Genomic DNA, 26,964 nt, shown 5'->3' on the forward strand with positions numbered 1-26,964 from the left:
TAACCTATATGAGAATGGTTGATTTAATTGCAAAAAAACGTGATGGAAAGACACTGTCAACTGAAGAAATAAAGTTTATTGTTGAAGGGTTTACCAATGGTACTATTCCTGATTACCAAATGAGTGCATGGGCAATGGCAATCTATTTTCAGGAGTTAAACGAACAGGAACGTGCTGATCTAACTATGGCAATGGTTGAATCAGGAGATCAAATTGATTTATCGATGATAGAAGGAATTAAGGTCGACAAACATTCTACAGGCGGTGTTGGTGATACGACAACACTAGTTCTTGGACCGTTAGTAGCTGCTGTTGGCGTACCTGTTGCAAAAATGTCAGGACGGGGTCTAGGCCACACAGGTGGAACCATCGATAAATTGGAGTCCGTTAAAGGATTTCATGTGGAAATTGAAAACGACGAGTTCATTGAACTTGTGAATAAGAATAAAATAGCGGTTATTGGTCAAAGTGGAAACTTGACTCCGGCAGATAAAAAACTTTATGCATTACGTGATGTTACCGCTACCGTCAATAGCATTGGTTTAATTGCTGGTTCAATCATGAGTAAGAAAATAGCTGCTGGTGCCGATGCTATTGTTCTTGATGTAAAAACTGGTGCAGGCGCATTCATGAAGACACTTGAAGATTCCGAGAAATTGGCACATGCTATGGTGAGCATCGGGAATAATGTTGGCCGTAATACGATGGCCGTCATTTCAGACATGAGCCAGCCGCTAGGTTACGCGATTGGAAATGCTTTAGAAGTTAAAGAAGCTATCGATACGCTTAAAGGGGAAGGTCCGGAAGATTTAACGGAACTATCTTTAACACTTGGAAGTCATATGGTGTACCTTGCTAAAAAGGCAAGCACACTTGCAGAGGCGAGAACCCTGCTTGAAAATGCAATAAAAGATGGTTCTGCGCTCCGTTCATTCAAGATTTTCTTGGAGGCACAAGGAGGAGATGGCTCAGTTGTAGAACAGCCAGAAAAACTTCCACAAGCTTCTTACACTTTTGAGCTTGAAGCCAAAGAAGATGGATATGTCTCGGAAATAGTTGCTGATGAAATTGGGACGGCTGCGATGCTTCTAGGAGCTGGACGAGCTACTAAAGAATCAGAAATTGATTTGGCTGTAGGTCTTATGCTACGTAAGAAAATCGGGGAAGCTGTGACAAAAGGTGAGTCACTTGTCACAATCTACAGTAATTTTGAAGATGTTTCGAAAGTAAAAGAAAAATTGTATGAAAATATCACTGTTTCGAAAGAAAAAGTCGAAAAACCTACATTAATCTATAAAGAAATCATGGAATGATTTCACTTTAAGCAGGCCACCCTTTTAAAGGGTGGCCTTTTAATATTTTCCCCGGAAGGAGAGGGTGTAATATATCCTCTCCTTTTATAATTCCTCGTTAACCTAGTATTTCGCCTACCGTAAATAATTCTGCCTGATTATTTGTATAAAAATGGGTTATATGGAAAAAATAAAAATATAAAGATTGGAGGCTATGGAGATGAAGCGGATTCTTTCTCTATTTTTAATCGTGTTAATGGCAACGGGCACTAGCATCCCGCATACTCAAGCATCAGAAAAAAAAGGTGTGGACCTAGCGGCAAATGCAAAATCTGCGATATTAATTGAACGGGATACAGGAACTGTTTTATATGATAAAAATGCAGATGAACGTCTTTCGCCTGCTAGTATGACAAAAATCATGACGATGCTACTTATTATGGAAGCAATCGATAAGGGCGAACTCAGCATGAAGGAAAAAATCAGAACGAGTGAGTATGCGGCATCGATGGGTGGTTCTCAAATCTTTCTGGAAGTTGGAGAAGAGATGACGACTGAACAAATGCTTAAGGGTATTTCAATTGGTTCTGCAAATGATGCATCAGTTGCTATGGCAGAACATCTTGCTGGATCTGAAGAAGAGTTCGTCAAGAAAATGAATAAGAAAGCAAAAGACCTCGGATTAAAAAATACGAAGTTTCAAAATGCAACAGGCTTACCAGTCAAGGACCATTACAGTTCAGCACATGATATGTCTATCATGGCTAAGGAATTGTTGAAGTATGACATGATCACAAGATTCACGGGTACATACGAAGATTATCTTCGTGAAAATACAGATAAGAAATTCTGGCTTGTTAATACGAACCGACTTGTAAAATTCTATCCGGGAGTGGATGGATTAAAAACTGGATTTACAAATGAAGCGAAGTATTGTCTGACGGCTACGGCGAAAAAGGGAAATATGCGGGTAATTGCTGTAGTATTCGGAGCGAATAATCCGAAGGAAAGAAATGCCCAGGTAACAAAAATGTTGGATTATGCCTTTTCTCAATATATCACCTATCCAATTTACAAAAGAGGGGAAGTTTTGGGAGAATCGAGGGTGAGCAAAGGTAGTAAGAAAATGGCAGTAGGTGTGACAAGCGAACCTATATCTGTTTTGACTGCCAAGAGTGGAGCCGCAAAAGACTTCACAAAAAAAGTGATTTTAGAAAAAAATCTTAAAGCTCCAATCAAAAAAGGGGATCAAATTGGTACGCTCCAGTTGATAAAAAATGGAAAGGTGTATGTCGAATCACCGATTGTTTCGAAGGAAACTGTTGAAAAGGCCAGCTGGTGGCAACTATATAAACGGGCATTCGGCATGTTTACACAAACAAAATAATTAAATTGTCGCATAGTCTTGTAATTAAACTATTTTAGGCGAATGGACACTAGTTTTGCCATGAAGAAGGAATCTGCAGATTAGACATAGAATTTGACTCATTATAAGACAGTGAAGGAGGCTGTATATAGTGAGTCTTTCAATTGATATGGAAGCGAAAAGTAGAATCTTATGCATTCGTCTCAAAGGTGATTTAGATCATCATACAGCAGAAAAGTTAAAAGCACAGGCTGAGGCGGCCATTCAAAAGCATGATATCCAGCACATTATCCTGAACTTAGATGAATTGCATTTCATGGACAGTTCCGGGCTGGGGGTTATTATAGGGCGTTATAAACAGGTACACCAGAAACAAGGTGAGATGGTCGTCTGTGCAATCTCTCCAGCGGTAAAGCGGTTATTTGAGATGTCAGGTTTGTTTAAAATTGTTAAACTAGAACTATCCGAACAAAACGCTTTGCAAAGACTGGGGGTTGCCTAACATGAAAAATAAGATGGAAACGAAATTTTCTGCACTTAGCCAAAACGAATCATTTGCCAGGGTGACGGTTGCGGCATTCATAGCCCAATTAGATCCCACGATGGATGAATTGACAGAGATTAAGACGGTCGTTTCGGAAGCTGTCACGAATTCGATTATCCATGGATATGAAAACGATCCGGAAGGGTGGGTGTACATATCTGTGGTCATTGAAGACGACATGGTCGAAGTGACGATTCGTGATGAAGGGCTGGGCATTGAAGATGTCGAGGAGGCTAAACAGCCTCTATTTACGACTAAACCCGAGCTTGAACGTTCCGGTATGGGATTTACCATCATGGAGAACTTCATGGATGAAATTCATATCATTTCTCATAAAGGCGAAGGAACGATTATTCGATTAAAAAAGCACTTAACTACAAGCAGAGCTTTGTGCAATTAAGGGAGACTTGCATATGGATGTGGAGGTTAAATACGAGAAGAGCAAGAAAGGCCAGACCCATTTAAAAGATGAGGAATTGCGGAGGCTGATTAAACTCAGCCAGAGTGGAGACCAGGATGCAAGGAATTTAATTGTCAACAGCAATTTAAGGCTTGTATGGTCCGTCGTCCAAAGATTTCTCAATCGTGGATATGAACCGGATGACTTATATCAGATTGGCTGTATCGGGTTATTAAAATCAGTTGATAAATTTGACTTGACGTTTGAAGTGAAGTTCTCTACCTATGCTGTCCCCATGATTATCGGGGAAATTCAACGGTTTATCCGTGATGATGGTACGGTGAAAGTGAGCCGTTCCTTAAAGGAAATGGCAAATAAGATCCGTAGGGCCAGAGAGGAACTTTCAAAAACGTATGGCCGTGTTCCGACTGTAAATGAATTGGCAGAGCATCTTGAACTATCACCTGAAGAAATTATTATGGCCCAGGAAGCTAGCCGTACTCCTTCTTCCATTCATGAAACTGTTTATGAAAATGATGGAGACCCCATTACTCTTCTCGACCAGATTGCCGACCATAATGATACTACATGGTTCGATCAAATCGCCTTAAAAGAAGCCATCCAAGAATTGAATGAACGTGAAAGGTTAATTGTGTTTCTCAGGTATTATAAAGACCAGACTCAATCTGAAGTAGCTGTAAGGCTTGGTATATCTCAAGTTCAAGTGTCTCGCCTGGAGAAAAAAATCCTTCAGCAAATGAAAGACCACATGAATCGTTGATTCATGTGGTCTTTCATTTGCTGGGAGAAAAAGTTGGTTTTTGGAAATAGTAAGGAAGTAAAGTAGAGGGTAGACATGAATTTTTATAAAAAATGAAGGGAAATCAAATTTTATAGTTGAATTCAGTGGTAAAAACGAATATTATAGTAAAGGTCGCCGGTTTCATTCGGATTTAAATCTATTTCCTCAAGGTTTTTTTCAATCTGGAATACGGAACTAATTTAAGGTCCCCTTTGTGCAAACGATTGAAATGGGTGTTTCCTTTAATATGGAGGTCAGAAATATGTTTTTAGAAAAGTTTTTTTCCTTAAAAGCAAATGGGACGAATGTTCGCACTGAGGTTATGGCAGGTGTTACGACATTTTTCACCATGGTTTATATTATTATAGTGAATCCAGCTTTATTATCTTCGATTGGAATTCCTTTTGAACAGGTGTTTATGGCTACGGTCATATCTGCTGTACTGGGTACCCTTATTATGGGATTGTTAGCGAAATATCCGATTGCAGTCGCACCGGGTATGGGACTCAATGCTTATTTCGCCAGTGTGGTCGGAGCACAAGGTCTTTCTTATCAAACCGTATTCGGAACAGTTTTCATTGCAGGGCTATTATTCATTTTGGTGAGTGTGACGAGCTTGCGCAAAATGATTATAGAGGCCATTCCAAATTCGTTGAAATATGGAATTACATCTGGAATAGGTTTATTTATCGCATTTATGGGCTTGAAGAATGCAGGAATTGTCGTACCAAATGAAGCAACGATGGTTACACTTGGGGATTTACATCAACCAGGCACCGTTCTGGCACTTATTGGTCTATTATTTACATTAATTTTGATGGCAAGAAATGTTAAAGGAGCAATCTTCATTGGCATGATCGTTACAGCCATCATAGGTTATTTTATGGGATTGCTGAAATTTGATGGTGTATTATCGACACCACCTGCACCGGTGTTTTTTGATATTGATATTGCTGGAGTATTTAGTAATTCTCTATATACAGTCGTTTTTGCCTTTTTACTTGTGACGATCTTTGATACAACGGGAACGTTAATTGGAGTAACGGAACAGGCAGGATTGACGAGGGATGGGAAAATCCCAAGAGCCAAAAAAGCATTTTTGGGAGATGCGATTGCAACGACAGTCGGCTCTATGTTTGGAACAAGCCCGTCAACTGCTTATGTTGAATCGAGTACAGGGGTAGCAGCTGGAGGCCGTACAGGCTTAACGGCAACAGTCGTGGCCATCTTATTCGCGCTTTCAGTGTTCTTTTCGCCATTAATTTCGGCTATTTCTTCCGTTTCGGCCATTACTGCACCTGTCTTGATCATTGTGGGTTGCTTTATGATGGAAGGCTTAGCTAAAGTAAATTGGAAGGTTTTCGATGAAGCTTTTCCCGCATTTGCAATCATCTTGACTATGCCGCTTACTTCAAGCATATCCACAGGGATTGCAATGGGTTTCATCACTTATCCTTTGATGAAATTGTTTAGCGGAAATGGAAAATCGGTTCATCCGCTTATTTATATTTTTGGGGTAATTTTCTTAATTCAAATGATCTTTTTCCCAACCCATTAATTGAATGACATCTAACAAAAGACATGCTGACATCCAGCATGTCTTTTTACTTTTTCCTATTTATGAAATTAGTAATATTTGGACATCGTTTTCTTCCTGCATTTTCAATCTGTTTCCAATCCATACTACTATTATAAGGAAATTAAAGGTCGGGATGTGAAAGTGATGGCAGTCATATACACAAGGATGAGGAATCGAGTACATGTCAAGATAGATCAAAAGGTAAAGATAAAGGATGTTGCAAAAATAATCGGTCCAGAAGAATTAATTGCGAGAATCGAAGAAGCTCTCTTATTAACGGTGGATCATGAAGATAAAAATATCATCATCATCGATTTGGCCCAGCTTATCATGGCCATACAGGCAATCGATCCACATATTGAAGTGGAGACATTTGGGCCATCTCAGACAATCATTGAAGTTATTTATTCAAAAAAGAAAATGTCTTTCATTACTTTTGCGGTTATTTGGTTTCTCTTATTTATTGGAGGGGGAATCACCATTATGAATTTCCATGTAGATGTCAGTATGGCGGAAGTCCATCAAAAACTCTTTACGCTAATAACAGGAAGGGTAGATGATAAGCCTCTATTGATTCAAATACCCTATAGTTTTGGACTTGGCATTGGAATGATTTTATTTTTTAATCACTTCTTTAAGAAACGCTTTAATGAAGAACCCAGCCCGCTCGAGGTAGAAATGTTCAATTACCAGCAAGATTTAGACCGTTACGTCATTATGAATGAAAATAATGAGAGCGTGCGACATCTAGATGACAGGTAATATCATCTTCGGGATTTTTGTAGGGCTAGCCGGCGGTATTGCTACAGGAGCTGGTTTTGTAGCGTTTCTGACTGTGCTTGGTGTGATACCAAGACTGACACAGCTTACGAAAACGTTAAAAATGGTTCGATCTTATGAAGCGGCCATTATTTTAGGAGTGGTCGGGGGAACATGGTTTGGCCTACAGGGGACTACCTTTTCTCTTCCTACCATTTTATTGATTCCCATTGGTCTTGCAGACGGGATTTTTAACGGTATGCTCGCAGCCGCATTGACCGAGGTATTGAATGTTTTTCCAATCCTTTCTAAACGGATTGGGATACAAGATAAGATTATTTACCTCCTTATGGCACTTGTTTTAGGTAAAATAGTTGGTTCGCTTTTTCAATGGATTTATTTTGTCGATTTATAAGCGTACCTGATGATGAAAGGAAGGCTCCAGATGGTGACCAAACGGAAAGTGATATTGATAACGGATGGAGATGTATATGCTAATCGCGCAGTGGAGCTGGTGGCTAGGGAAATCGGAGGACGCTGTATTTCTATGTCACAAGGTAATCCGTCCCGATTTACGGGGTTGGAGGTAGTGGAGCTCATAAAGAAAGCGAAGAATGATCCCGTCTTGGTCATGTTCGATGATAGTGGCTTCATCGGTGAGGGATTTGGTGAAACGGCGATGAGGGTGGTTGCAAACCACCCAGACATCCATGTCCTGGGCATCATAGCCGTTGCTTCGAAAACTAGGAGGGAAGAATGGACCAAGGTCGATGTTTGTATAGACAGGGACGGCCAACTGACGGAGAATGGGGTCGATAAATTCGGAGCCCAGGAATTCGAAATCGGAAAAATAACGGGCGATACGGTTTATTGCATTGATGAATTAAAAGCTCCTATCGTTGTAGGGATTGGGGATATTGGGAAAATGTCACACCAGGATGACTTTAAAAAAGGAGCACCAATCACAAAACTTGCCGTGCAGATAATACTGGAAAGGAGTGGACTTGATGGCATCGGAGGATAAACAAAATATGAAGCCCATTCCGACTAACGTGGTGGAAGTAGATACTTACATGGAAAAGAGGGTTGGCCTTGGTGTCAGCTTTGATTTAGGCGTAAGGAAAATAAATGTTTTAAGAAAAGATGTTCATCTTTATTATGTGAATGGACTTACTGACACGGAATTCATCATTGAACTTCTTAACTCCATGATCCATTCTCAAAATACTGAAATAAAAACGACAAAAGTATTTGATTTCATGAAAAATTTACTCGTTCACCAATCCGTGGAAGAAATACGTACGATGGATGAGTTGGTTGACCAAGTCCTTTCCGGTTTAATCGTCATTGTAATCGATGGATACGATATAGGGCTGGTTATTGATGTCAGGAGTTACCCGGGACGACAGCCTGAAGAACCCGATACAGAAAAAGTCGTACGTGGATCGAGAGATGGTTTTGTTGAAAATATCATCGTCAATACTGCAATCACCAGACGGAGGATTCGGGATGAAAGATTACGTTTCGAAATAATGAAGGTCGGCGAACGCTCTAAAACGGATATAGCGATAGGTTATATTAAAGATATAGCGGACCCGGGATTAATTGAAAATGTTCGCAGGAAATTGGAAGACATAAAAATAGATGGAATAACAATGGCGGATAAAACCGTAGAAGAGTTTATCGTTAAGCAAGGATATAACCCATATCCGCTTGTCAGATACACTGAGAGGGCTGATGTGGCGGCAACGCACTTGCTAGAGGGGCATGTGCTAGTTTATGTGGATACTTCACCTAGCGTCATTATCACACCTTCTACCTTATTCCATCATATGCAGCATGCTGAAGAATACAGACAATCTCCTGCCGTCGGCACCATGGTAAGGTGGACTAGATTTCTTGGGATAGCGGCCTCACTATTTTTGCTTCCCTTATGGTTATTGTTTTGTTTAGAGCCTAATTTCCTTCCTGATAAGCTGGAATTTATCGGGCCAAGTGAAAAAACGCACATTCCAATTGTTGTCCAAATTTTCATATCTGATATCGGAATTGAATTTCTTCGGATGGCGGCCATTCATACTCCGACTCCGCTCTCCACTGCAATGGGCTTAATTGCTGCAGTCTTGATTGGACAGATTGCCATTGATGTAGGATTATTTGTTCCGGAAGTCGTTCTATATGCGTCCGTAGCGACCATCGGAACGTTCGTTACTCCAAGTTTGGAATTGGGTGTCGCCAATAAACTGGCTCGATTGGCCTTGATCGTTTTGGTGGCTCTATTTAAATTACCTGGCTTAATCATAGGGATAACGCTTTATATCATATTATTAACGAGCATAAAAGCATTGAATACTCCCTATTTATGGCCATTAATTCCATTTCAACCGAGAGCCTTGTCTCATATTATATTAAGAAGACCTTTCCCGGGCTCTAGAGAACGACCAAGTATCGTCCATCCTCTGGACAAATATAGACAGCCTAAGAAATCTTAAGGTTGATGTTGTCGAAAAGTTGTGTTAATTTAATTTTATTCGAATAAAGCAGTAAAGTGGCTTTACAAAGAGTTTAGAACTCTTTGAAGTTAAACCAATCTGACTTCGAACTAACCGTAATTATATTGATGGGATTGTATTAAACAGGTAGATAGGATGAATTAAATAGGATCAGTTCAAAGGGGCTAAACTTTTTTTTGCGGAAAAGACCCCTGAGTTCCTCCTATCTCAACTGTAAGTTTTAGGTCAGGAAGGTGAAACTAGTATGCATATGTATGGTACGAGTCAAGTGAATAATCAAGGACATCTCGAAATTGGCGGAGTGGACACAGTTGAATTGACTGAAAGGTTCGGAACGCCGTTATACGTTTATGATGTGGAATTGATACGTGAGCGGGCAAGAGGTTTTAAACGGACATTTGAAGAATTGGGAATTCCGGCACAGGTGGCTTATGCGAGTAAGGCTTTTTCCTCAATTGCCATGATTCAATTGGCCGAACAAGAGGGATTATCTCTCGATGTCGTCTCAGCAGGGGAGTTATATACGGCGATTAAGGCCGGTTTTCCAACTGAACGCATTCATTTCCATGGAAATAATAAAAGTATAGAAGAGTTACACATGGCACTGGATAATCAAATAGGGTGCATTGTTGTGGACAACTTTTCTGAATTGACGCTACTGGAAGAGATATGTTCAAATCGTGAAGAAAAAGTCCACATTCTTTTACGTGTGACACCGGGCATTGAAGCTCATACACATGATTATATTTTAACAGGGCAGGAAGACTCAAAGTTCGGTTTCGATCTTATTAATGGACAGGCTGAAAATGCCTTGAACCAAGCGATAAAAAGCAACTGGCTTGAAGTTCTCGGATTGCACTGTCATATAGGTTCACAAATTTTTCAAACAACAGGGTTCCTTCTGGCTGCTCAAAAAATCATTGGCAAGCTTAAAGAGTGGCATAAATCATTAGGTTTTCAGCCGAAGGTGTTGAATCTTGGTGGCGGATTCGGTATCCGTTATACAGAGGAAGACGATCCGCTTCCAGCTTCTCAATATGTAGAGGAAATTGTGAGGGAAGTGCAAAAACAGATTGCCCATTCAGATTTAGAAATGCCGGAGATTTGGATAGAACCTGGGCGCTCGTTAGTCGGGGATGCAGGCCTAACCTTATACAAAGTCGGTTCAGAAAAGGAAGTTCCGGACGTTCGAAAATATTTAGCCGTTGATGGGGGCATGAGCGATAATATTCGTCCTGCTTTATATGAAGCTAAGTATGATGCCGTTCTTGCCAATCGCCCACTTGATCCTGTTGAGGAAACGGTGGCCATTGCCGGGAAATGCTGCGAAAGCGGAGATATGTTAATTTGGGATTTGCCCTTGCCAAAAGCTGGACGCGGAGATATTTTAGCTGTTTTTTGTACCGGTGCTTATGGGTATTCCATGTCTAACAATTATAACCGGATTCCTAGGCCAGCTGTGGTTTTCGTTGAAAATGGGGAAGCTCGTTTAGTCATCAAGCGTGAAACATTCGATGATCTTATCCGTCAGGATTTAGCTTTCCACGAAGCAGTAAGCTTTAATAAAGAATAATTCATGTCAATCAATATAAAAAAGGCAGAAATGTTGATAACTAACGTTTCTGCCTTTTACTATATATTCGGTTACGTTCAATCTGAATCAGCTAAAAAATGACTTAATGGCATCTATTAAACTTTCGAAAACACCCTTTAATTTATCCAGAAAAGATTGTCCTTCTTCAGATTCAAGGAAGTTGGACAATTTATCCTTAGCTTCCGTCAATTGATCTCCAACGGCGGTCCAATCAATGTTCAATTCTTTTAATTTATTAAATAAATCAATTAGGCTTTGAATTTGACCCTCATTTAAGACGAGGCCAAGGTCTTTAGCTGCGGATTCCACAATCTTACGGACATCCTCTGTTGAAGCGGGAGGATTTTCTGCCATTTTCTCTTTTATTTTCGTCACTAGTGCAGAAGCTTCTTCTGTACCAATTTCATCTCCCAACTCAGCAGTGGTTACCATTTCTTCATTAGCTGCTTGTTTAACATCTTCAGAGATTACTTTATCAGAAGAAAGCTCATATGCTTTAATGACTCCTGTTAGTGCAGCTGTACCGGAAACAGGGATTGGCGCAGTAACATAGACGGTGGCATCCTTAACCCCAGCGGTCGCAAGTGCATTGATATACATTTCATCCGTAACCCAGTTAATGTTTTTCGACTCCAATTTAAGCCCTGTACCTTTTTCCTCTAATGTAATGGCAGAGGATGATATAGCCTTTGTACCTATTAATCTGCTAGCAATGTAATCTCCTAAATATTCATGTTCTTCTGCATTGGTGACAGTTAGGACTTCCACATCAGCAGGCGCCTTCATCTCCGAAAGAAGCATGCTTTTTTGTTCTTTAGACAAATTTTCTCCAAGTGTAACAATCATATCGCCAACGGCAGCATCCGCAAATGCCTTATAAGGCAACAACAAACACAATAAAACGGTCAAAATGACCCATTTCTTCATACTTTTCATGATTTTCCTCCTTAACTTTTCCTCTAAAATTGGATTTTTTTAAAGGAATTTAGCCTACTTATAGGGTTATATTAGAATTGACGAAACCAAGGGAAAAAAACATACAGTTTTTCCTTAACTTTTTATTCTGAATTAAATATGCCGCAAAAGTAACACCTCTTTATCATTTGTATCGAAGAGGACACGCTATGAAATCATTATATCCTTTATCAATGTAGTAAAAACAGCGTAAGATTGCAAGAGTATTTGTAAAAATGTGCTAAGTTATAGTAGAATGAATTCGATATTTAAATAGTTAATTATAAAAATAAAGGGAGTATGGGATGAGAAAAAGCAATAAAACACTTTTACTTATGATGCTTGTTGTTGCTTTGATATGGGGAATTATCTACTGGGCATTCATCGCATAGCACTAGAAGATCGATAAATCAAGTGCTGAAAGTGATGTTGAAACGATTAAAGTTTTTATGTATGATGTAAATGTCATAAGTGAGAGTACATCAAAGCGGATTAACTAGATAAACAAGTAATTAATAAAAAACGTTATTTAGTAACGAGGGATATTATGTTGATTAAGTATAAGAAAAGTTATGAGAAATTTGCCATGGGGTTATTATCTTTCATGCCAAACGAAAAAGAGATAAAAGTGCTTCGGAATACCATGAAGAATTATGAAACGGATGAAAACTTGCAGTTGTTTTTATGGAAAGATGAAGAAATCATAGGCCTGATTGGAATACAGATAAGTCCCGATTTCATCGAGATTCAACACGTATCTGTAAATCCTTCTTTCCGTAAGCAAGGCATTGGCAAAGAAATGGTTAAGTCAGTGAAAGAACAATACCCTGACAAAGAATTAAAGGCCAACGAACATACGGAAAGTTTTATTGAAAAGTGTTGAGAAACTTAATCTAATAATTTAACTAAAAATAGAGGATCCTCTCATGAGTGATCCTCTATTTTTAGTTTCCTATGAGAAAGTTGCCTGTTTCTTTCTAAAATGACTTCAGAACGATCGCGTGTTAAATGCCTGTTGACCAATTCTAAATTCGTACAATCACTTTCAATGCCCCAAGTATATCCTTCTTGATTACATAAGGATTGACAATTTGCAAGTAAATCAGGGTCCTTGATGGGTAGATTGATACTTTTATATGGCTCATTAAGCAACATTCGTTCATGTGTGTGCTGAAGCAAATTAATCAGGGCTTCTGAATCAAGGCCCAATTGCTGTAGCTCATCTTCTTTTAAACGAAGGTTGGAGATGGCCTTGGCAAGCGTTCTGGAAGCTCCTGGGTTGTTGCCCCTCCGATCATGATAGAGAGCAACGGCGATTTGAATCAGTCCGACCCAATGCGAATCACGTTCTTTAGGAGCAGTTTCTTTCCAATATTCTTCAAGTATTTCGTGACACTCAAAATAATCTCTCGTTCCGTGAAAATGGACGAGAAATGAGAGATATTCTTCAGGTAAATGCAATAGTAGTCCCTCCTTTGGTTGATGTTCCTTTCGATAAGACAGTTCTTAGACATCTACCCACTTTCTCGGTATAAACACCATAGTATCATAAAAAAATGTCCTGAAAAAATAAGGAAAGCTGATTGCTATGCAATCAGCTTGTGTCGTCAGTATTCGATTATAACCAAGAAGCACCGACGATAACTAATAAAATGAATAATACTACAATAAACGCAAATCCGCCGCCAAAACCTCCTGCATTGCCACCCATAATAAGTACCTCCTTTGTTCTGCTTATCTTACATTCTTAGACTATGTTCATTTTACAAATATGATTGGGCAACGACCCATTTAAAAAAATCCTTAACGAGAAACTTTTAAATCACGTGCTCCTTTATTTGTAATGGATAAAGAGCCGACAATCCACTATACTTGAAATGAAGAAATAGGCCTAATAAAAGGCCAATTAGATTTAAATGGGGTATTTTGATGGGTTATAATATTAAGATTGATGCATTCGAAGGACCGATGGATTTACTCCTTCATTTGATTAACCGTCTAGAAATAGACATTTATGATATTCCTATGGCTGACATTACCGAACAATACTTAGGTTACATCCATACCATGCAACATCTTGAATTGGATGTGGCAAGTGAATACTTAGTTATGGCTGCAACTTTATTAGCAATCAAAAGTAAAATGCTGTTGCCTAAGCATGAAGATGAGCTATTGGTCGATGAGGATGGAGAAATATTCGAAGAAGATCCACGTGACGAACTTGTGGAGAAACTATTGGAATATAAAAAGTATAAATCTGCCGCAGAAGAATTCAAAGGCCTTGAAGAAGAACGAAACTTGATATTCACTAAACCGCCAAGCGATTTGTCCGAATATGTAAAAGAAACGGAAAGTGAATTACAGGAGTTGAATGTTAGCCTTTACGATATGTTGGGTGCCTTGCAAAAGCTACTTCGCCGGCAGAAGATTCAAAAGCCTCTCTATACAAAAGTGACGAAACAAGAAATTTCCATTGAAAAACGGATGGAAGAAATCTTGATGGACCTCCAAACCTTTAAAGGGAAGAAAAGCTTCTTTGACCTTTTCCCGGAGCCAGTCAAGGAACATATAGTCATTACATTTTTAGCGGTGTTGGAATTGATGAAATTAAATGAGATTAAAGTAGAACAAGAAGATAATTTCTCGGAAATTATGATTGTAGCTAAGGAAGGTGTAGAACCAGTTGGAAGTTATTAATTGGAAAGGGATACTCGAGGCCTTATTGTTTGCATCAGGAGATGAAGGGCTTTCCGTCAAGCAAATTGCCTCTGTCCTTGAAATTACGGAATATCAAGCAACAGACATCATCGAGAGCTTAAAGGAAGACTATCTCTCGGACTTACGTGGCATACAAATTATTGAAATAGCCGGTGTTTTCCAGTTGGCAACAAAGAAAGAGCACTCTGATTATTTGAAAAAACTTGTGGAAACATCAAGTTCACAAGGGTTGACTCAGGCAGCTTTGGAAACATTGGCGATAATCGCCTATAAGCAGCCGATTACAAGAGCTGAAATAGATGAAATTCGCGGTGTCAAAACAGATCGGCCGATTCATACTCTTGTTACGAAAGTTTTGATTAAAGAGGTGGGTCGGGCTGAAGGTTCAGGCCGAGCTTATTTATATGGTACAACGAAAGAGTTCTTAGACTACTTCGGGCTGAATTCAATTAAAGAGTTGCCGCCCCTTGCCGATAATACTGAAGAAAACTTCGAAAACGGAGAAGCTGATCTGTTTTTCGAGAATTTCCAAAAAACAATCGAATAACATATTTTTATAATTTGTGATAATATAGAAAAAAATGGATGTTTGGAGGGGTGCAGTTGCACATTCTAGCATGCAAAGGATTTGAACTTGAAAAAGGAAAACCAAATTCACCAGAGGATTTCTTTAACCGTTCCACTGTTAAATACATAAAGGACGGCGAGGAAAAGAGTTTGAATGTAGTATATCTTCGTTATTTCGATGAGAGGATTACCCAATGGACTCCCTATCCCAAAGATCCCATTTTCAAAAGCCATTCTAGAGATATTTATATGGCTGATATTATTGCTTTGATTTGTTTAATCAAAGAACCAAGTTTGTCCAGCCGAAAGCGAGTCTATATAAATTCTGAAAAAGATTTAGCAAGTTACTTCCTGAATCTGAATTTTAACAAATTAGAGGAAGTGTTTAGATCGATTGAACAAGCTAAACCATATGATATTAATACAAATTTAGATTTTTATTTATCATAATTATTATGAGGAGGGTTTACGGTTGGGGAATACATTGGTGAAATCACAGCTCGAGGATGTAAAAAGCTTTTTAGAAACGACAGTGGCTCAGTTAGAGGAATACTTGAATGAAACCACCTATTCTAAGATGCAACAAGAAAAGAATGGTGAGGAAACTTACTATAAAGGAATACTCTCCAGTTTAAGAAGAATGCTTGTAAGTTGTGAGGAAGGCTTGGAAGCTTGTCAAATCGTTCTTAAAAATGAGGTTTTCAATAAAGCAGCTGCCGAAAAAACGCTATATAGAGTGTATCATCAATGTATAGAAGAGTACTTTTCACCGAAATCGGACCGTTGGTTTGAAGACAGCCGATCTGCTTATACGGGAAAGAACTCCATTAAGTTTCATCAAGTAGTGCCAGATAGTATTATCACAATCTTAAAAACGGTAGAGAGTGGCTTTCAGAACATGAGAGAAGAACTTGAATTCTATGAAACGGATTATCGGACTAAGATGTTACAGTCTAGATAAGAGAACAGCAGGGTTAAATACCTTGCTGTTTTTTTATTTTTACGGTATTTCCGCTTGTGCTGAAACATAAAATACGCCGATGCCTTATTTTGAAATTTTTCGGGGGTGGCTTATTGGATATAAGACAATATGCTTCAGAGGTTAATGATTGGATAGAGGAAATGAAGAAATACATGGATAACGTTGATATTAAGGAATCGCAACTGATAACAAATATAGAAAGGCTTTCACATTCGGTTCAGACATTAGGGACAGAGGATAGAGAAAACGAAGAAATAGAAATTATCGAAAAAGAAATCAACAGGATTTATAAAGAAATTGAAGAAAGGGCGAAAGGGTTAAATACTCAATATGAGAAAGTGCAATCTGTTGGGATTGGAAAACATACGCTACCGCCCTTGCCTTACCCATATGATGCCCTTGAACCGATAATTTCGGCTGAAATTATGCGATTGCATCATGACAAGCATCATCAAACATATGTGGACGGCTTAAATAAAGCGGAGTTAATGATGAAAAAAGCTAGAGAAACGAATGATTTTTCACTTTTGAAACATTGGGAAAGGGAGGCTGCTTTTCATGGTTCGGGACACTACCTGCACACACTATTTTGGGAAGGGATGATGCCAGCAGGAGGTGGTCAGCCGAAGGGAGAGTTATATAAACAAATTGAAGGGGATTTTGGGAGTTTCGAGGCTTTTAAAAGTCATTTCAGTGAAGCAGCCAAGCAGGTGGAAGGGGTTGGTTGGGCAATCTTAGTCTGGGTTCCACGAGCACGTAGATTAGAAATCCTTCAATCCGAAAGACATATGATTTTGACGCAATGGGATACTATACCGATCCTGGCCTTAGATGTCTGGGAACATGCCTATTACCTACAATACAAGAATAATAGGGCAGCATATGTGAAGAAATGGTGGAACGTAGTAAATTGGCCGCAAACTACCTTGCGTTTTAATAAGGCAAAAAAGTTAACTTGGAAACCACAGTAAACAAGTTAAGGAGAGTTTACGAAAAGACAGGGAGATGGGACCATAGGGTCCTGTCTTTTTTTGTTTTCAATGGATACAAGTATAATGAATTCTTCGTCCCTGGATAAAAATGGTTTTACTCTCATTCTCAGTTGTTAATTTTTGTTATTAAGGAAAGGCGATATTTTTTTATTGAAATAATTTTAAACATTGTTATATTTGCTCTTAATATAATAATAATGGTATATTAAATAGGATAGTCAAGGGTATTTTAACTGGTTTTTAGTTATTTTAGTATAAAAATGCGTCAAAAATGTGAACAAAATAATTATTAGGGTATATTTATTGACTAATTACTAAATAATAATTAGTATAAACAGTAATCACTAAAATATTTCATTTGGAGGAATAATATTATGTCATTAATCAATAAACAAGTTGAAGACTTTAAAGTGCAAGCATATCAAGCAGGAGAGTTCAAAGAAGTTACACTAGAAGACGTAAAAGGAAAATGGGCTGTATTCTTTTTCTATCCAGCAGACTTTTCATTTGTATGTCCAACAGAATTAGCTGATCTTCAAGATAACTACGAAACTTTTAAAGAAATCGGTTGCGAAGTGTACTCCGTTTCCACTGATTCTCATTTCAGCCATAAAGGATGGGCAGACGCTACTGATACAATCGGTAAAATCCAATACCCAATGTTAGCTGACCCAGCTCTAGCTCTATCTCGTCAATTTGGAGTATTAGTTGAAGAAGATGGCGTGGCACTTCGTGGTACTTTCATCGTAAATCCAGAAGGCCAAATCAAATCATATGAAGTAAATGACATGGGAATCGGCCGTAATGCTGAAGAACTTATCAGAAAAGTTCAAGCTGCACAATTCGTAGCAGAACATGGCGATAAAGTTTGCCCTGCTAAATGGACTCCAGGTGAAGATACATTAGAGCCAAGCTTTGACCTAGTAGGAAAACTTTAATAGTAGGAAATATCTTCCTTTGTATATATCAGACAATATAAATGAAGTATCGTTTAGTCGAAAGCTATTTTGATCTGAACAGATTTCATCAACAAAAGGCACTTACTTCAAATAAGTGCCTTTTGTCCTTCAAAATTAACTTTTAAACAGCAACTTTTAAAACAGCAAGGAGAACAACTATGGAAAAAATATATGATTTATTGATTATCGGTGGAGGTCCAGCCGGTCTTTCAGCGGGGGTTTATGCCGGACGAGCGAAATTAAAAACGATCATCCTGGAAAAAGGGACAGGCGGAGGACAAGCTGCTACAACTTCAGAAATAGCAAACTATCCAGGTATCCGTAATATTTCCGGTCCAAAGTTGGTGGAGGAAATGAAACTTCAAAACGAAGATTTTGGTGTGGAGTTCGCTAAAGTAGATGTAACAGGCGTAGATTTCTCAGGTGAGGTAAAAGTCGTTAAAACACTTAGTGGAGATTATCATGCACGTGCAGTAATCATTGCAACGGGTGCCACTCCAAGAAAACTTGGCTTCCCGGGAGAAGAAGAATTTACAGGTCGTGGTGTAGCGTATTGTTCAACTTGTGATGGAGAATTCTTTGAGGGATTGGAAGTTTTCGTCATCGGAGCAGGATATGCAGCGGCTGAAGAAGCCATCTTCCTTACGCGCTTTGCAACAAAAGTCACCATTATCGCCCGCGAATCTGCCTTCTCTTGTGCCCCTTCTATTGTAGATAAAGTAATGGCCAATGAGAAAATTGAGGTTGAATTTAATACAGAGATTCTTGGAGCCTATGGAGATGGCATGATTCAACGTGCCCGTTTCATCAATAACGTGACAAAAGAAGAATGGGAATATGAAGCGAAGGAAGAAGACAGCACGTTTGGTATTTTCGTATTCATCGGTTATCAACCACAAACAGCCATTTTCCAAGGCCATATTGAGATGGACCGAGCAGGCTATATTCTTACAGACGATGATATGAACACAAATGTAAAAGGTGTGTACGCAGCTGGCGACTTGAGACCAAAGTCCTTGCGTCAGATCATAACAGCCGTATCTGATGGAGCGATAGCTGCAACAGACGCAGGTAAATACATCGCTGAAGAAAAAGACCGCTTAGGCATTAAAGATGAGCCGGTAGTGGAAGAAAAGCAACAAGAAAAGAAAAAAGCTGCTGCACCAGCAGGTAAGAGTTCCTTATTGAGCGATACGTTAAGAGGCCAACTAAAAGGAATCTTCGATAAGATGGAAAATGACGTGACCTTAGTATCAATCGTGGATGAAAGCCTACCCAAATCGGTGGAATTACGTGACTTCTTATTAGATGTTGCAGAATTAGGGGACAAGCTTCATCTTGAGCTATATACTAAAGGCGAAAATAAACAGATGGAAGAAAAAGTGAATGCCGATAAATTCCCTGTAGTCTCCCTTTTAAATTCGAATGGGGAATATAGTGGTGTCAAATACCATGGTGTACCAGGCGGGCATGAGCTTAATTCCTTCATTTTAGCCATCTATAATCTTGCCGGTCCGGGTCAAGCATTGGATTCAGCTGTGCGGGATTCAATCAAATCAATCAGCAAAAAGACAAATATTAAAGTAATGGTTTCTTTGGCTTGCCACTTCTGCCCTGATGTTGTGGTCGGAGCGCAACGAATCGCTATAGAAAACCCGAATGTTGAGGCTGAAATGGTCGACATCAGTAATTTCCAAGACATTAAGAAAAAGTATAAAGTCATGAGTGTACCGGCTATGATCATCAATGATGAGGAAGTAGTGTTCGGTGCTAAGAAGATTGATGAAATCGCGGCTTTATTAGTTTAATAGGATGCAAAAACCGATGGATGGACATGTTACAGTGTCTGTTTATCGGTTTTTTTTTATGGCTTTTATTATGTCTACCTTTAAGTTTTTCATTTTGCATCTGCCCATCTGATATGTTTCGGAATGTTTGGGGAACTTTAGGGGGATCCGATTATTTTAATCATAACCCTTGTCCATTCGCATAAACTTGTACAAAAACAAGTAAAGAACCGGGAGGGCACTCATGCGTTTTCTATATAAAGAAATACCTAAATTATGTATGGTCATTCTCATTTTTTCTTTTTTAGCACCGGTACAGAACGCCAGTGCAACCGTTGGGGTCAGTGCCCATAGTGCCATTTTAATGGACGAGGAAAGCGGAAGGGTCATTTATGAAGTGAACGCTCATGAAAAGAATCGCATCGCAAGCATCACAAAAATCATGACGGCTATCTTGGCAATAGAATCGGGAGAGATGGATGAAACCGTCACGATCAGTGGGAATGCGTTTGGAACGGAGGGATCTTCTCTTTATTTAAAAGAAGGTGAAAAGATTAAGCTTGAAGATTTGGTATATGGGTTGATGCTCCGGTCGGGGAATGATGCGGCTGTTGCGATAAGTGAAAAGGTGGGGGGGAGCCTGGATGGTTTCATCTGGATGATGAATCAAAAGGCAGAAGAAATCGGGATGAAGAATTCCCATTTTACGAACCCTCATGGATTGGATAATACCAAGAATCATTATTCAACGGCATATGATATGGCTTTACTGACTCGTTATGCCATGAAGAATGAGACATATGCCAAGATTGCTGGAACTAAAGTACATCGGGCCACTAACTCTACGGAAGATTGGGATTACGTTTGGAAGAACAAAAATCGGCTTTTGACGCAGTTATATGAGTATTGTACGGGAGGAAAGACCGGCTATACTAAACTGGCAAAGCGGACATTGGTTAGTACAGCCACAAAAAACAACCATAACCTTATCGCTGTCACACTGAATGGGCCAGATGATTGGAATGATCATATCAATATGTATGAAGCTGCTTTCAAGAATTATAGTTTGACTAAAATTCTACCTGAAGGTGCCATAAAAGATATAAAAAATACAACGTATAAAGGACATGTATACTTTAAAAATGATTTTTCCTATCCACTTTCTAAAGATGAAAGAGAATTAATAAAAGTCAAAATGAAATTTCTTAAGCCTGAGAGCAAATGGAAAGATAAACGAAATATCCCTGAAGTCGTGGGTAAGGCTTATGTCTATTTCAATGGAAAACAGGTCGGTAGTAGGTCTATCTTTTATGGAGAAGCATTAGAAAGCTTCAATCAGCAATCGTTTAAATCTTCGTGGGCGTCCTTATTCGAATCAGTATTGGGAATTGAACGTAATGGTTAATTATATATGGGTTGGAATGACTGTAATTGGTATAGTGTTTGCCATGATTAACGGAACCATGAATCAAGTGAATGAGGCACTTTTCGTGAGTGCCAAGGAAGCGGTCACACTATCACTAGGGTTGATGAGCATCTTGGTTTTCTGGCTGGGTTTGATGAAAATTGCTGAAGAATCGGGCCTGCTCGAAAAACTATCCAGTTTGTTTAGGCCTTTGATGAGATGGCTATTTCCCGAAGTCCCTCCCAACCATCCTGCAATGGGCTATATCTTATCGAATATGATGGCGAACACTTTTGGCTTGGGAAATGCTGCGACGCCCTTAGGAATTAAAGCAATGGAACAGTTAAAGAAGTTAAATGGAAATAAAGTAACGGTCAGCCGTTCCATGGTTACATTTTTAGCGATAAATACTTCAAGTGTCACGTTAATCCCAACGACTGTCATTGCCATCCGGATGAATTACGATGCAGTTTCTCCGACTGACATCGTCTTTCCTACTATTGTGGCTACAGCCATCTCGGCAATTGGGGGAATAGCAATAGATCGCTACTTCTATTACAGGAGAAAACGGAACGGGAGGGAATAGGGATGTTACATTGGATGACGTCCATATCGATATGGCTGATACCACTTTTGATTCTCTCAATTTTAGTATACGGAACGGTTAAAAGGGTACCCACTTATGAAACCTTTGTAGAAGGTGGAAAGGAAGGAATTAATATGTCCTTCTCCCTAATCCCCTTTTTGGTGGGTATGCTGGTCGCCATTTCGGTGTTTAGGGCTTCAGGGGCTCTTGATTCATTTGTACAAGTAATAAAGCCACTACTTACCTTTCTCCACTTTCCGGCAGAAATTTTCCCTCTGGCGATAATCCGGCCGATATCGGGAACTGCTGCCTTGGGGATGACGAGCGATTTGATTTCTGTGTATGGTCCGGATTCCTTTGTTGGTCGCTTGGCTGCTACAATACAGGGAAGTACAGACACGACATTCTATGTCTTGACCGTTTATTTTGGGGCCGTGGGTATTAAAAAAATGGGGGACGCACTCAAGGTCGGCCTGTTGGCAGATTTAGTGGGTATTGTAGCGGCGGTTGTGGTCGTCACACTTGTTTTTGGAACAAAATAAAACCAATGGAAATGGTTAAATCCATTTCCTTTTTTTATTGATAAGCTTTTTACGGCATCGGTATTTGACGATACAAAGAAATTAATACATTTTTTTGCCATGGAAAAATAAGCTATGTTACACTCATTATGGAAACCAACCTATATAACCGATCCTAAATAGATGAAATAATAAAAGAAACGGCCATATTGACGAAAAACCTTTTGTTTTTGCCTCGCTATATGTAATAATTGTATGATTGTGTATGTACAGACAATAACAAACGAATGATTATACTATGAGGTGAAGATAGATGGAAAGATTACAAAAGGTCATAGCACACGCAGGATTAGCATCGCGTCGTAAGGCAGAAGAGTTAATATTAGAAGGTAAGGTCAAAGTGAATGGAAAAGTAGTAAAAGAATTAGGCGTAAAGGTTGGGCCAAATGACAAGGTACAGGTAAATGAAATCCCACTTGAGAAAGAACCGCCTGTTTATTTCGTATTCTACAAACCGCGCGGTGTCATTTCAGCTGTTTCGGATGATAAGAAAAGAAAAGTCGTAACGGATTATTTTCCTTTCGTTCAAGAGCGGATTTACCCTGTGGGACGTCTGGATTATGATACTTCGGGATTATTAGTGTTAACGAATGATGGAGATTTTGCCAATACACTAATGCATCCGAAACATGAAGTAGACAAAGTGTATGTGGCTAAAGTGAAAGGGATTCCTTTACGTGAGAGTTTAAGAAAGTTAGAAAAAGGAATTGTGCTCGAAGATGGCAAGACAGCTCCAGCCAAAACTAGAGTTCTGACGACTGATAAGAAAAAGGAAACGGCAATTATCGAAATCACGATCCATGAAGGAAGAAATCGTCAGGTCCGTCGGATGTTCGAAGCGATCGGACATCCTGTTATTAAGTTAAAACGAGAACAATATGGTTTCTTGACATTAGATGGTTTAACCGCTGGGGATTCCCGTGAGTTAACGCCACATGAAGTTAAATTAATGAGGACGATGGCATCTACTGATCCGAAACAGCGGAGAATGTAAAATAAGGCTTACTTCAATATTAACAGGCTGAAACCACTACCCCATTCATCTCAGTAGTTGAATGGGTGGTGGAAAACAGCCTGTAAATTCCTTTTCTTTCATGACGCGAAAAAGTTGTCAACGAATCTTTAAAAATATGGTCATCGTGTTAAAAGGTATATTGGTTTGGTGAAATTTAGAGCTGTCTTAGGAGGATTTCTATGGATAGAAAAAAGCGACGCCTAGTAGTCAGGACCATCATTCTACTGGTATTAGGTGCAGCTTTAGTGTTTGCCCTTTATACGAACTTCACTAAAGATAAGAATGACAGTCTTCAAAAGGGGAATGAAGCACCCAACTTTGTTTTGACTGATATGGAGGGAAAAGAGCATAAATTATCGGACTATAAAGGACAGGGTGTTTTCCTGAACTTCTGGGGTACATATTGTAAGCCTTGTGAATATGAAATGCCGTATATGGAAAGTCAATATCAAACATACAAAGACAAAGGCGTGGAGATATTAGCGGTCAATGTAGGAGAATCTGAATATTCGGTTAATCAATATGCGGCAAAACATAATCTTACCTTCCCAATCATGATAGACAAAGGCAGGGAAGTCGAGAATGCCTATCGCGTAGATATTTTACCGGTTACCTTTTTAATAGATAAAGAAGGAACAGTGGTAGATATCATTACCGGAGCCTTGACAGAAGAGACCATCCAAAAGCATATGGAGAGAATTAAACCATAATACTGGGGAGTTTTTGACATGAAAGAAGTAAAGTGTGACTGTGGGCATGTAAATCCGTTCGGAACGAAGATTTGTGAAGTTTGCGGCAGCATCCTAGACAATAAAGAAGATAAAAAGTTAATTGATATGCGATATGAGGGCAGTGCGAGACGTTCACAAACTTATAATAAGACGGTAATCGATAAAATATGGAACTTTTTCTCCTCCGTGAAGGTAGGAGTTACTCTTATTGTCTTGGCTCTGGTGGCTTCCGCAATAGGAACGATATTCCCGCAGGAAATGTATATTCCTTCCACTTTAACACCTGCTGAGCATTATGAATCAGAGTATGGAAAACTAGGTAAGTTGTATTACGAACTTGGATTTCATAATTTATACAGTTCGTGGTGGTATTTAATCATCATTGCGATGTTGGGCATATCTCTTCTGATTGCTAGTATTGATCGCTTTTTTCCTTTATATCGATCCTTAAAGAAACAAGGGGTCACTCGTCACGACGGATTCATGAAGCGACAAAGGGTATCGGGAGTGACGAAACTCAATGGTCAAGATGTGAATATGGAAGAAGTAAAAGAGAGTCTGCATAAGCAACACTATCATGTACGTGAGGAAAACGGGAATATCCTTGCCGAAAAAGGACGTTTTTCAAGGTGGGGACCGTATGTCAATCATATCGGACTTATCATTTTTTTAATTGGGGCATTGCTACGCTCCGTCCCTGGTATGTATATTGATAAAGTGCTTTGGCTACGAGAAGGCGAAACAAAAGAGATTCCTGGGACACACGGGGAATATTATCTCAAGAATAATGAGTTTAAATTAGAAGTGTATGATAAAGAGAATGAAGAAGACGAGCAATTTAGTGCAGCGATAGATAAATCTGGTACGATAGCTAAAACCTTTGAAGCGTATGTAACATTATTCGAGCGTCGAAAAGAAGTGTTGCCAGGTGAGAAAGTGGAGCTCGATAAAATCAAAGATTTTAAAATAAAAGTGAACGAGCCTTTGAAACATGATCATTTTGCTTACTATCAAGTAGATTATAAATTGGACGAACTTAGTACCATGTCTTTTCATTTAATTGATAAAAAAACAAAAGAGAAATTTGGAAATATGACTGTGGATTTAAATAACCCGCAAAAGACCTATCAATTGAATAAGGGGTATTCAGTCGAATTAATGAGTTATTTCCCCGATTTCGAATTTGATGAAGACGGGAAACCTATCACCATATCGAAAGTTCCGAATAATCCAGCATTTATATTTAAAATGAAGACGCCAGATAAACCAAATGGGGAAATCAGTTTTGTAGCCATCAAAGAGACGGTGGAACCAGTGGGGGAAAATACATATAAACTGGCTTTTGCCGGAGTGGAGACGAAAGACGTTACCGGTTTAACTGTTAGAAAAGATTTAACATTATGGATTCTTTTCACCGGTGGGATCATCTTCATGATAGGTGTCATCCAAGGTTCATACTGGAATCATCGTCGTATATGGATTAAACGGAATGAGAGTGAGATAATGATCGCCGGCCATACAAACAAAAACTGGCATGGTCTCAAGAAAGACATAACAAAAGCGATAGAATCAACACCACTTTGTGAACCAACAGATTTACTAGAAGAGGAGAAATCTTCTAATAAGGGGGAAGTTTTAAATGGCTGATTTGAGTGGGAATTTATTATATACAGCCTTCTTTTTATATCTGATTGCGACCTTTATATTTGGTGGGTCTATAAAGGATAAAAGAGGAGCAGAGGAAAAGAAACAAAACAATTGGGCAAAATTAGGTATCACCCTGACGATTTTAGGTTTTGCGGCACAGATAGGCTATTTTATTACAAGATGGATTGCTGCGGGACATGCCCCTGTAAGTAATTTGTTTGAATTCACCACCTTTTTCGGCATGATGTTAGTCGGTGCATTCATCTTGATCTATTTTCTTTATAAAACGCCCGTACTTGGATTGTTTGCTTTACCTATTGCTTTATTAATCATTGCCTATGCAAGTTTATTCCCTACAGAAATTTCGCCACTCATACCTGCCTTACAGAGTCATTGGCTCCATATTCATGTAACAACTGCTGCTGCGGGACAATCTATTCTTGCCATTAGCTTTATCGCCGCCATCATTTATCTAGTGAAGAATGTGGATCAAACAAAAAAAAGCAAACGGACTTTTTATCTTGAAATCATTATGTATACTTTAGTCAGTACGCTTGCACTTGTCATCGTATCTTCCACTTTCTCGATGATGGATTATAAAGCTAGCTTCGATTGGGTCGATAAAAAAGACATGGCAGCCAAACAGGAATATACACTTCCTGCATTGGTGGCTCCTCATGAAGGGGTTATGATTGAAAAAGATCGTTTCCAACCGTTGGTGGAGATGCCTGCAATCATTAATGCCAAAAAAATGAACACAGTCATTTGGTCGATAGGAGCAGGCCTTATCTTATATGGTTTAATAAGGTTAATTGCTCGAAGAAGAGTGGCCGCTCTAATTAAACCGCTTGTTAAAAATGTTAATTTGAACTTATTGGATGAAATCAGTTACCGTTCCGTTCTTATTGGATTTCCAGTCTTTACACTTGGGGCACTTATATTTGCGATGATTTGGGCCCAAATTGCGTGGACTCGATTCTGGGGCTGGGACCCTAAGGAAGTATGGGCGCTTATAACCTGGTTGTTTTATGCAGCGTTCTTACATTTGCGAATGTCTAAAGGTTGGCAGGGAGAAAAATCAGCGTGGCTTGCCGTTATCGGTTTCGCCATAATGATATTCAACTTGATATTTGTCAATTTGGTAATTGCCGGATTGCATTCTTATGCCTAATTAACTATAAAGGGGGTCTT

General features: G+C 39.1%; 29 protein-coding genes. 26 read left to right on the forward strand and 3 right to left on the reverse strand.

What is annotated here, in order from left to right; all coding sequences use genetic code 11:
* Positions 1 to 8: 8 nt before the first annotated feature.
* The 11 genes from ACQKL5_RS02540 to lysA all read left to right on the forward strand — a co-directional run bounded on the left by ACQKL5_RS02540 (position 9) and on the right by lysA (position 10,828).
* On the forward strand, positions 9 to 1,313 hold the full coding sequence (locus tag ACQKL5_RS02540) for a pyrimidine-nucleoside phosphorylase (protein WP_427606445.1): 1,305 nt from the start codon (positions 9 to 11) through the stop codon (positions 1,311 to 1,313).
* A gap of 199 nt (positions 1,314 to 1,512) precedes the next feature.
* Positions 1,513 to 2,679 (forward strand): D-alanyl-D-alanine carboxypeptidase family protein, encoded by a 1,167-nt coding sequence (locus ACQKL5_RS02545; RefSeq protein ID WP_427606446.1) that lies wholly within the window; start codon positions 1,513 to 1,515, stop codon positions 2,677 to 2,679.
* A 130-nt stretch (positions 2,680 to 2,809) separates the two neighbouring features.
* Complete coding sequence (gene spoIIAA / locus ACQKL5_RS02550) at positions 2,810 to 3,160, forward strand: anti-sigma F factor antagonist (RefSeq protein WP_427606447.1); 351 nt, start codon at positions 2,810 to 2,812, stop codon at positions 3,158 to 3,160.
* A gap of 1 nt (position 3,161) precedes the next feature.
* The gene (gene spoIIAB, locus ACQKL5_RS02555; RefSeq protein WP_427606448.1) at positions 3,162 to 3,602 is read left to right on the forward strand and encodes an anti-sigma F factor; all 441 of its coding nucleotides are present in this window, start codon (positions 3,162 to 3,164) and stop codon (positions 3,600 to 3,602) included.
* A gap of 13 nt (positions 3,603 to 3,615) precedes the next feature.
* Positions 3,616 to 4,383 carry an RNA polymerase sporulation sigma factor SigF gene (sigF, locus tag ACQKL5_RS02560; protein WP_427606449.1) on the forward strand — a complete coding sequence of 256 codons (768 nt, stop codon included), beginning with the start codon at positions 3,616 to 3,618 and terminating at the stop codon, positions 4,381 to 4,383.
* A gap of 283 nt (positions 4,384 to 4,666) precedes the next feature.
* The gene (locus ACQKL5_RS02565) at positions 4,667 to 5,962 is read left to right on the forward strand and encodes an NCS2 family permease (protein ID WP_427606450.1); all 1,296 of its coding nucleotides are present in this window, start codon (positions 4,667 to 4,669) and stop codon (positions 5,960 to 5,962) included.
* Between the two features lie 162 nt (positions 5,963 to 6,124).
* Positions 6,125 to 6,745: a stage V sporulation protein AA gene (locus ACQKL5_RS02570; RefSeq protein ID WP_427606605.1), complete on the forward strand. Its 621-nt coding sequence runs from the start codon at positions 6,125 to 6,127 to the stop codon at positions 6,743 to 6,745.
* On the forward strand, positions 6,735 to 7,157 hold the full coding sequence (locus ACQKL5_RS02575) for a stage V sporulation protein AB (protein WP_427606451.1): 423 nt from the start codon (positions 6,735 to 6,737) through the stop codon (positions 7,155 to 7,157). Before ACQKL5_RS02570 ends, ACQKL5_RS02575 begins: the two co-directional genes overlap by 11 nt.
* 30 nt (positions 7,158 to 7,187) lie before the next feature.
* Positions 7,188 to 7,766, forward strand: coding sequence for a stage V sporulation protein AE (locus ACQKL5_RS02580; RefSeq protein ID WP_427606452.1), 579 nt, complete (start codon positions 7,188 to 7,190; stop codon positions 7,764 to 7,766).
* Positions 7,750 to 9,234, forward strand: a complete 1,485-nt coding sequence (locus ACQKL5_RS02585) for a spore germination protein (RefSeq protein WP_427606453.1) — start codon at positions 7,750 to 7,752, stop codon at positions 9,232 to 9,234. The genes ACQKL5_RS02580 and ACQKL5_RS02585 overlap by 17 nt, the downstream gene beginning before the upstream one ends.
* 265 nt (positions 9,235 to 9,499) lie before the next feature.
* Positions 9,500 to 10,828: a diaminopimelate decarboxylase gene (gene lysA, locus ACQKL5_RS02590; RefSeq protein ID WP_427606454.1), complete on the forward strand. Its 1,329-nt coding sequence runs from the start codon at positions 9,500 to 9,502 to the stop codon at positions 10,826 to 10,828.
* Between the two features lie 87 nt (positions 10,829 to 10,915).
* Here the strand turns inward: lysA and ACQKL5_RS02595 are convergent, their stop codons facing one another.
* Positions 10,916 to 11,785 (reverse strand): DUF1002 domain-containing protein, encoded by an 870-nt coding sequence (locus ACQKL5_RS02595; RefSeq protein WP_427606455.1) that lies wholly within the window; start codon positions 11,783 to 11,785, stop codon positions 10,916 to 10,918.
* Positions 11,786 to 12,350: 565 nt separating this feature from the next.
* Between ACQKL5_RS02595 and ACQKL5_RS02600 the strand changes: the two genes are divergently transcribed.
* The gene (locus ACQKL5_RS02600) at positions 12,351 to 12,686 is read left to right on the forward strand and encodes a GNAT family N-acetyltransferase (RefSeq protein WP_427606456.1); all 336 of its coding nucleotides are present in this window, start codon (positions 12,351 to 12,353) and stop codon (positions 12,684 to 12,686) included.
* 41 nt (positions 12,687 to 12,727) lie between these two features.
* On the opposite strand, the gene ACQKL5_RS02605 is transcribed toward ACQKL5_RS02600, so the two are convergent.
* Positions 12,728 to 13,264 carry a DUF309 domain-containing protein gene (locus ACQKL5_RS02605; RefSeq protein WP_427606457.1) on the reverse strand — a complete coding sequence of 179 codons (537 nt, stop codon included), beginning with the start codon at positions 13,262 to 13,264 and terminating at the stop codon, positions 12,728 to 12,730.
* Positions 13,265 to 13,421: 157 nt separating this feature from the next.
* Positions 13,422 to 13,514, reverse strand: coding sequence for a YjcZ family sporulation protein (locus ACQKL5_RS02610; RefSeq protein WP_402869262.1), 93 nt, complete (start codon positions 13,512 to 13,514; stop codon positions 13,422 to 13,424).
* 218 nt (positions 13,515 to 13,732) lie between these two features.
* On the opposite strand from ACQKL5_RS02610, the gene ACQKL5_RS02615 reads away from it, so the two are divergent.
* The 14 genes from ACQKL5_RS02615 to ccsB all read left to right on the forward strand — a co-directional run bounded on the left by ACQKL5_RS02615 (position 13,733) and on the right by ccsB (position 26,944).
* On the forward strand, positions 13,733 to 14,500 hold the full coding sequence (locus tag ACQKL5_RS02615) for a segregation/condensation protein A (RefSeq protein ID WP_427606458.1): 768 nt from the start codon (positions 13,733 to 13,735) through the stop codon (positions 14,498 to 14,500).
* Entirely contained in the window at positions 14,487 to 15,068 is a 582-nt protein-coding gene (gene scpB, locus ACQKL5_RS02620) for an SMC-Scp complex subunit ScpB (protein WP_427606459.1), read from the forward strand. Before ACQKL5_RS02615 ends, scpB begins: the two co-directional genes overlap by 14 nt.
* A gap of 56 nt (positions 15,069 to 15,124) precedes the next feature.
* Positions 15,125 to 15,538 carry a hypothetical protein gene (locus tag ACQKL5_RS02625; protein WP_427606460.1) on the forward strand — a complete coding sequence of 138 codons (414 nt, stop codon included), beginning with the start codon at positions 15,125 to 15,127 and terminating at the stop codon, positions 15,536 to 15,538.
* Positions 15,539 to 15,560: 22 nt separating this feature from the next.
* Entirely contained in the window at positions 15,561 to 16,049 is a 489-nt protein-coding gene (locus ACQKL5_RS02630; protein ID WP_427606461.1) for a YpuI family protein, read from the forward strand.
* A gap of 113 nt (positions 16,050 to 16,162) precedes the next feature.
* Positions 16,163 to 17,041 carry a superoxide dismutase gene (locus ACQKL5_RS02635; RefSeq protein ID WP_427606462.1) on the forward strand — a complete coding sequence of 293 codons (879 nt, stop codon included), beginning with the start codon at positions 16,163 to 16,165 and terminating at the stop codon, positions 17,039 to 17,041.
* A gap of 395 nt (positions 17,042 to 17,436) precedes the next feature.
* Entirely contained in the window at positions 17,437 to 18,000 is a 564-nt protein-coding gene (ahpC, locus tag ACQKL5_RS02640) for an alkyl hydroperoxide reductase subunit C (protein WP_427591728.1), read from the forward strand.
* Between the two features lie 179 nt (positions 18,001 to 18,179).
* On the forward strand, positions 18,180 to 19,829 hold the full coding sequence (locus ACQKL5_RS02645) for an FAD-dependent oxidoreductase (RefSeq protein ID WP_427606463.1): 1,650 nt from the start codon (positions 18,180 to 18,182) through the stop codon (positions 19,827 to 19,829).
* Between the two features lie 223 nt (positions 19,830 to 20,052).
* Complete coding sequence (locus ACQKL5_RS02650) at positions 20,053 to 21,213, forward strand: D-alanyl-D-alanine carboxypeptidase family protein (RefSeq protein ID WP_427606464.1); 1,161 nt, start codon at positions 20,053 to 20,055, stop codon at positions 21,211 to 21,213.
* Positions 21,206 to 21,799 (forward strand): nucleoside recognition domain-containing protein, encoded by a 594-nt coding sequence (locus tag ACQKL5_RS02655; RefSeq protein WP_427606465.1) that lies wholly within the window; start codon positions 21,206 to 21,208, stop codon positions 21,797 to 21,799. The genes ACQKL5_RS02650 and ACQKL5_RS02655 overlap by 8 nt, the downstream gene beginning before the upstream one ends.
* Positions 21,796 to 22,341 carry a spore maturation protein gene (locus ACQKL5_RS02660; protein ID WP_427606606.1) on the forward strand — a complete coding sequence of 182 codons (546 nt, stop codon included), beginning with the start codon at positions 21,796 to 21,798 and terminating at the stop codon, positions 22,339 to 22,341. The genes ACQKL5_RS02655 and ACQKL5_RS02660 overlap by 4 nt, the downstream gene beginning before the upstream one ends.
* A 292-nt stretch (positions 22,342 to 22,633) precedes the next feature.
* The gene (locus ACQKL5_RS02665) at positions 22,634 to 23,374 is read left to right on the forward strand and encodes a pseudouridine synthase (RefSeq protein ID WP_427606466.1); all 741 of its coding nucleotides are present in this window, start codon (positions 22,634 to 22,636) and stop codon (positions 23,372 to 23,374) included.
* 200 nt (positions 23,375 to 23,574) lie between these two features.
* A complete protein-coding gene (resA, locus tag ACQKL5_RS02670; protein WP_427606467.1) occupies positions 23,575 to 24,105 on the forward strand; it encodes a thiol-disulfide oxidoreductase ResA in 531 nt (176 codons plus the stop codon).
* Between the two features lie 18 nt (positions 24,106 to 24,123).
* Positions 24,124 to 25,773, forward strand: a complete 1,650-nt coding sequence (resB, locus tag ACQKL5_RS02675; RefSeq protein WP_427606468.1) for a cytochrome c biogenesis protein ResB — start codon at positions 24,124 to 24,126, stop codon at positions 25,771 to 25,773.
* Positions 25,766 to 26,944, forward strand: a complete 1,179-nt coding sequence (gene ccsB / locus ACQKL5_RS02680) for a c-type cytochrome biogenesis protein CcsB (RefSeq protein WP_427606469.1) — start codon at positions 25,766 to 25,768, stop codon at positions 26,942 to 26,944. The genes resB and ccsB overlap by 8 nt, the downstream gene beginning before the upstream one ends.
* The last annotated feature ends 20 nt before the right edge of the window (positions 26,945 to 26,964 follow it).

The organism is Peribacillus sp. NPDC097675, from assembly GCF_050277655.1.
Taxonomy (GTDB): Bacteria; Bacillota; Bacilli; order Bacillales; family DSM-1321; genus Peribacillus.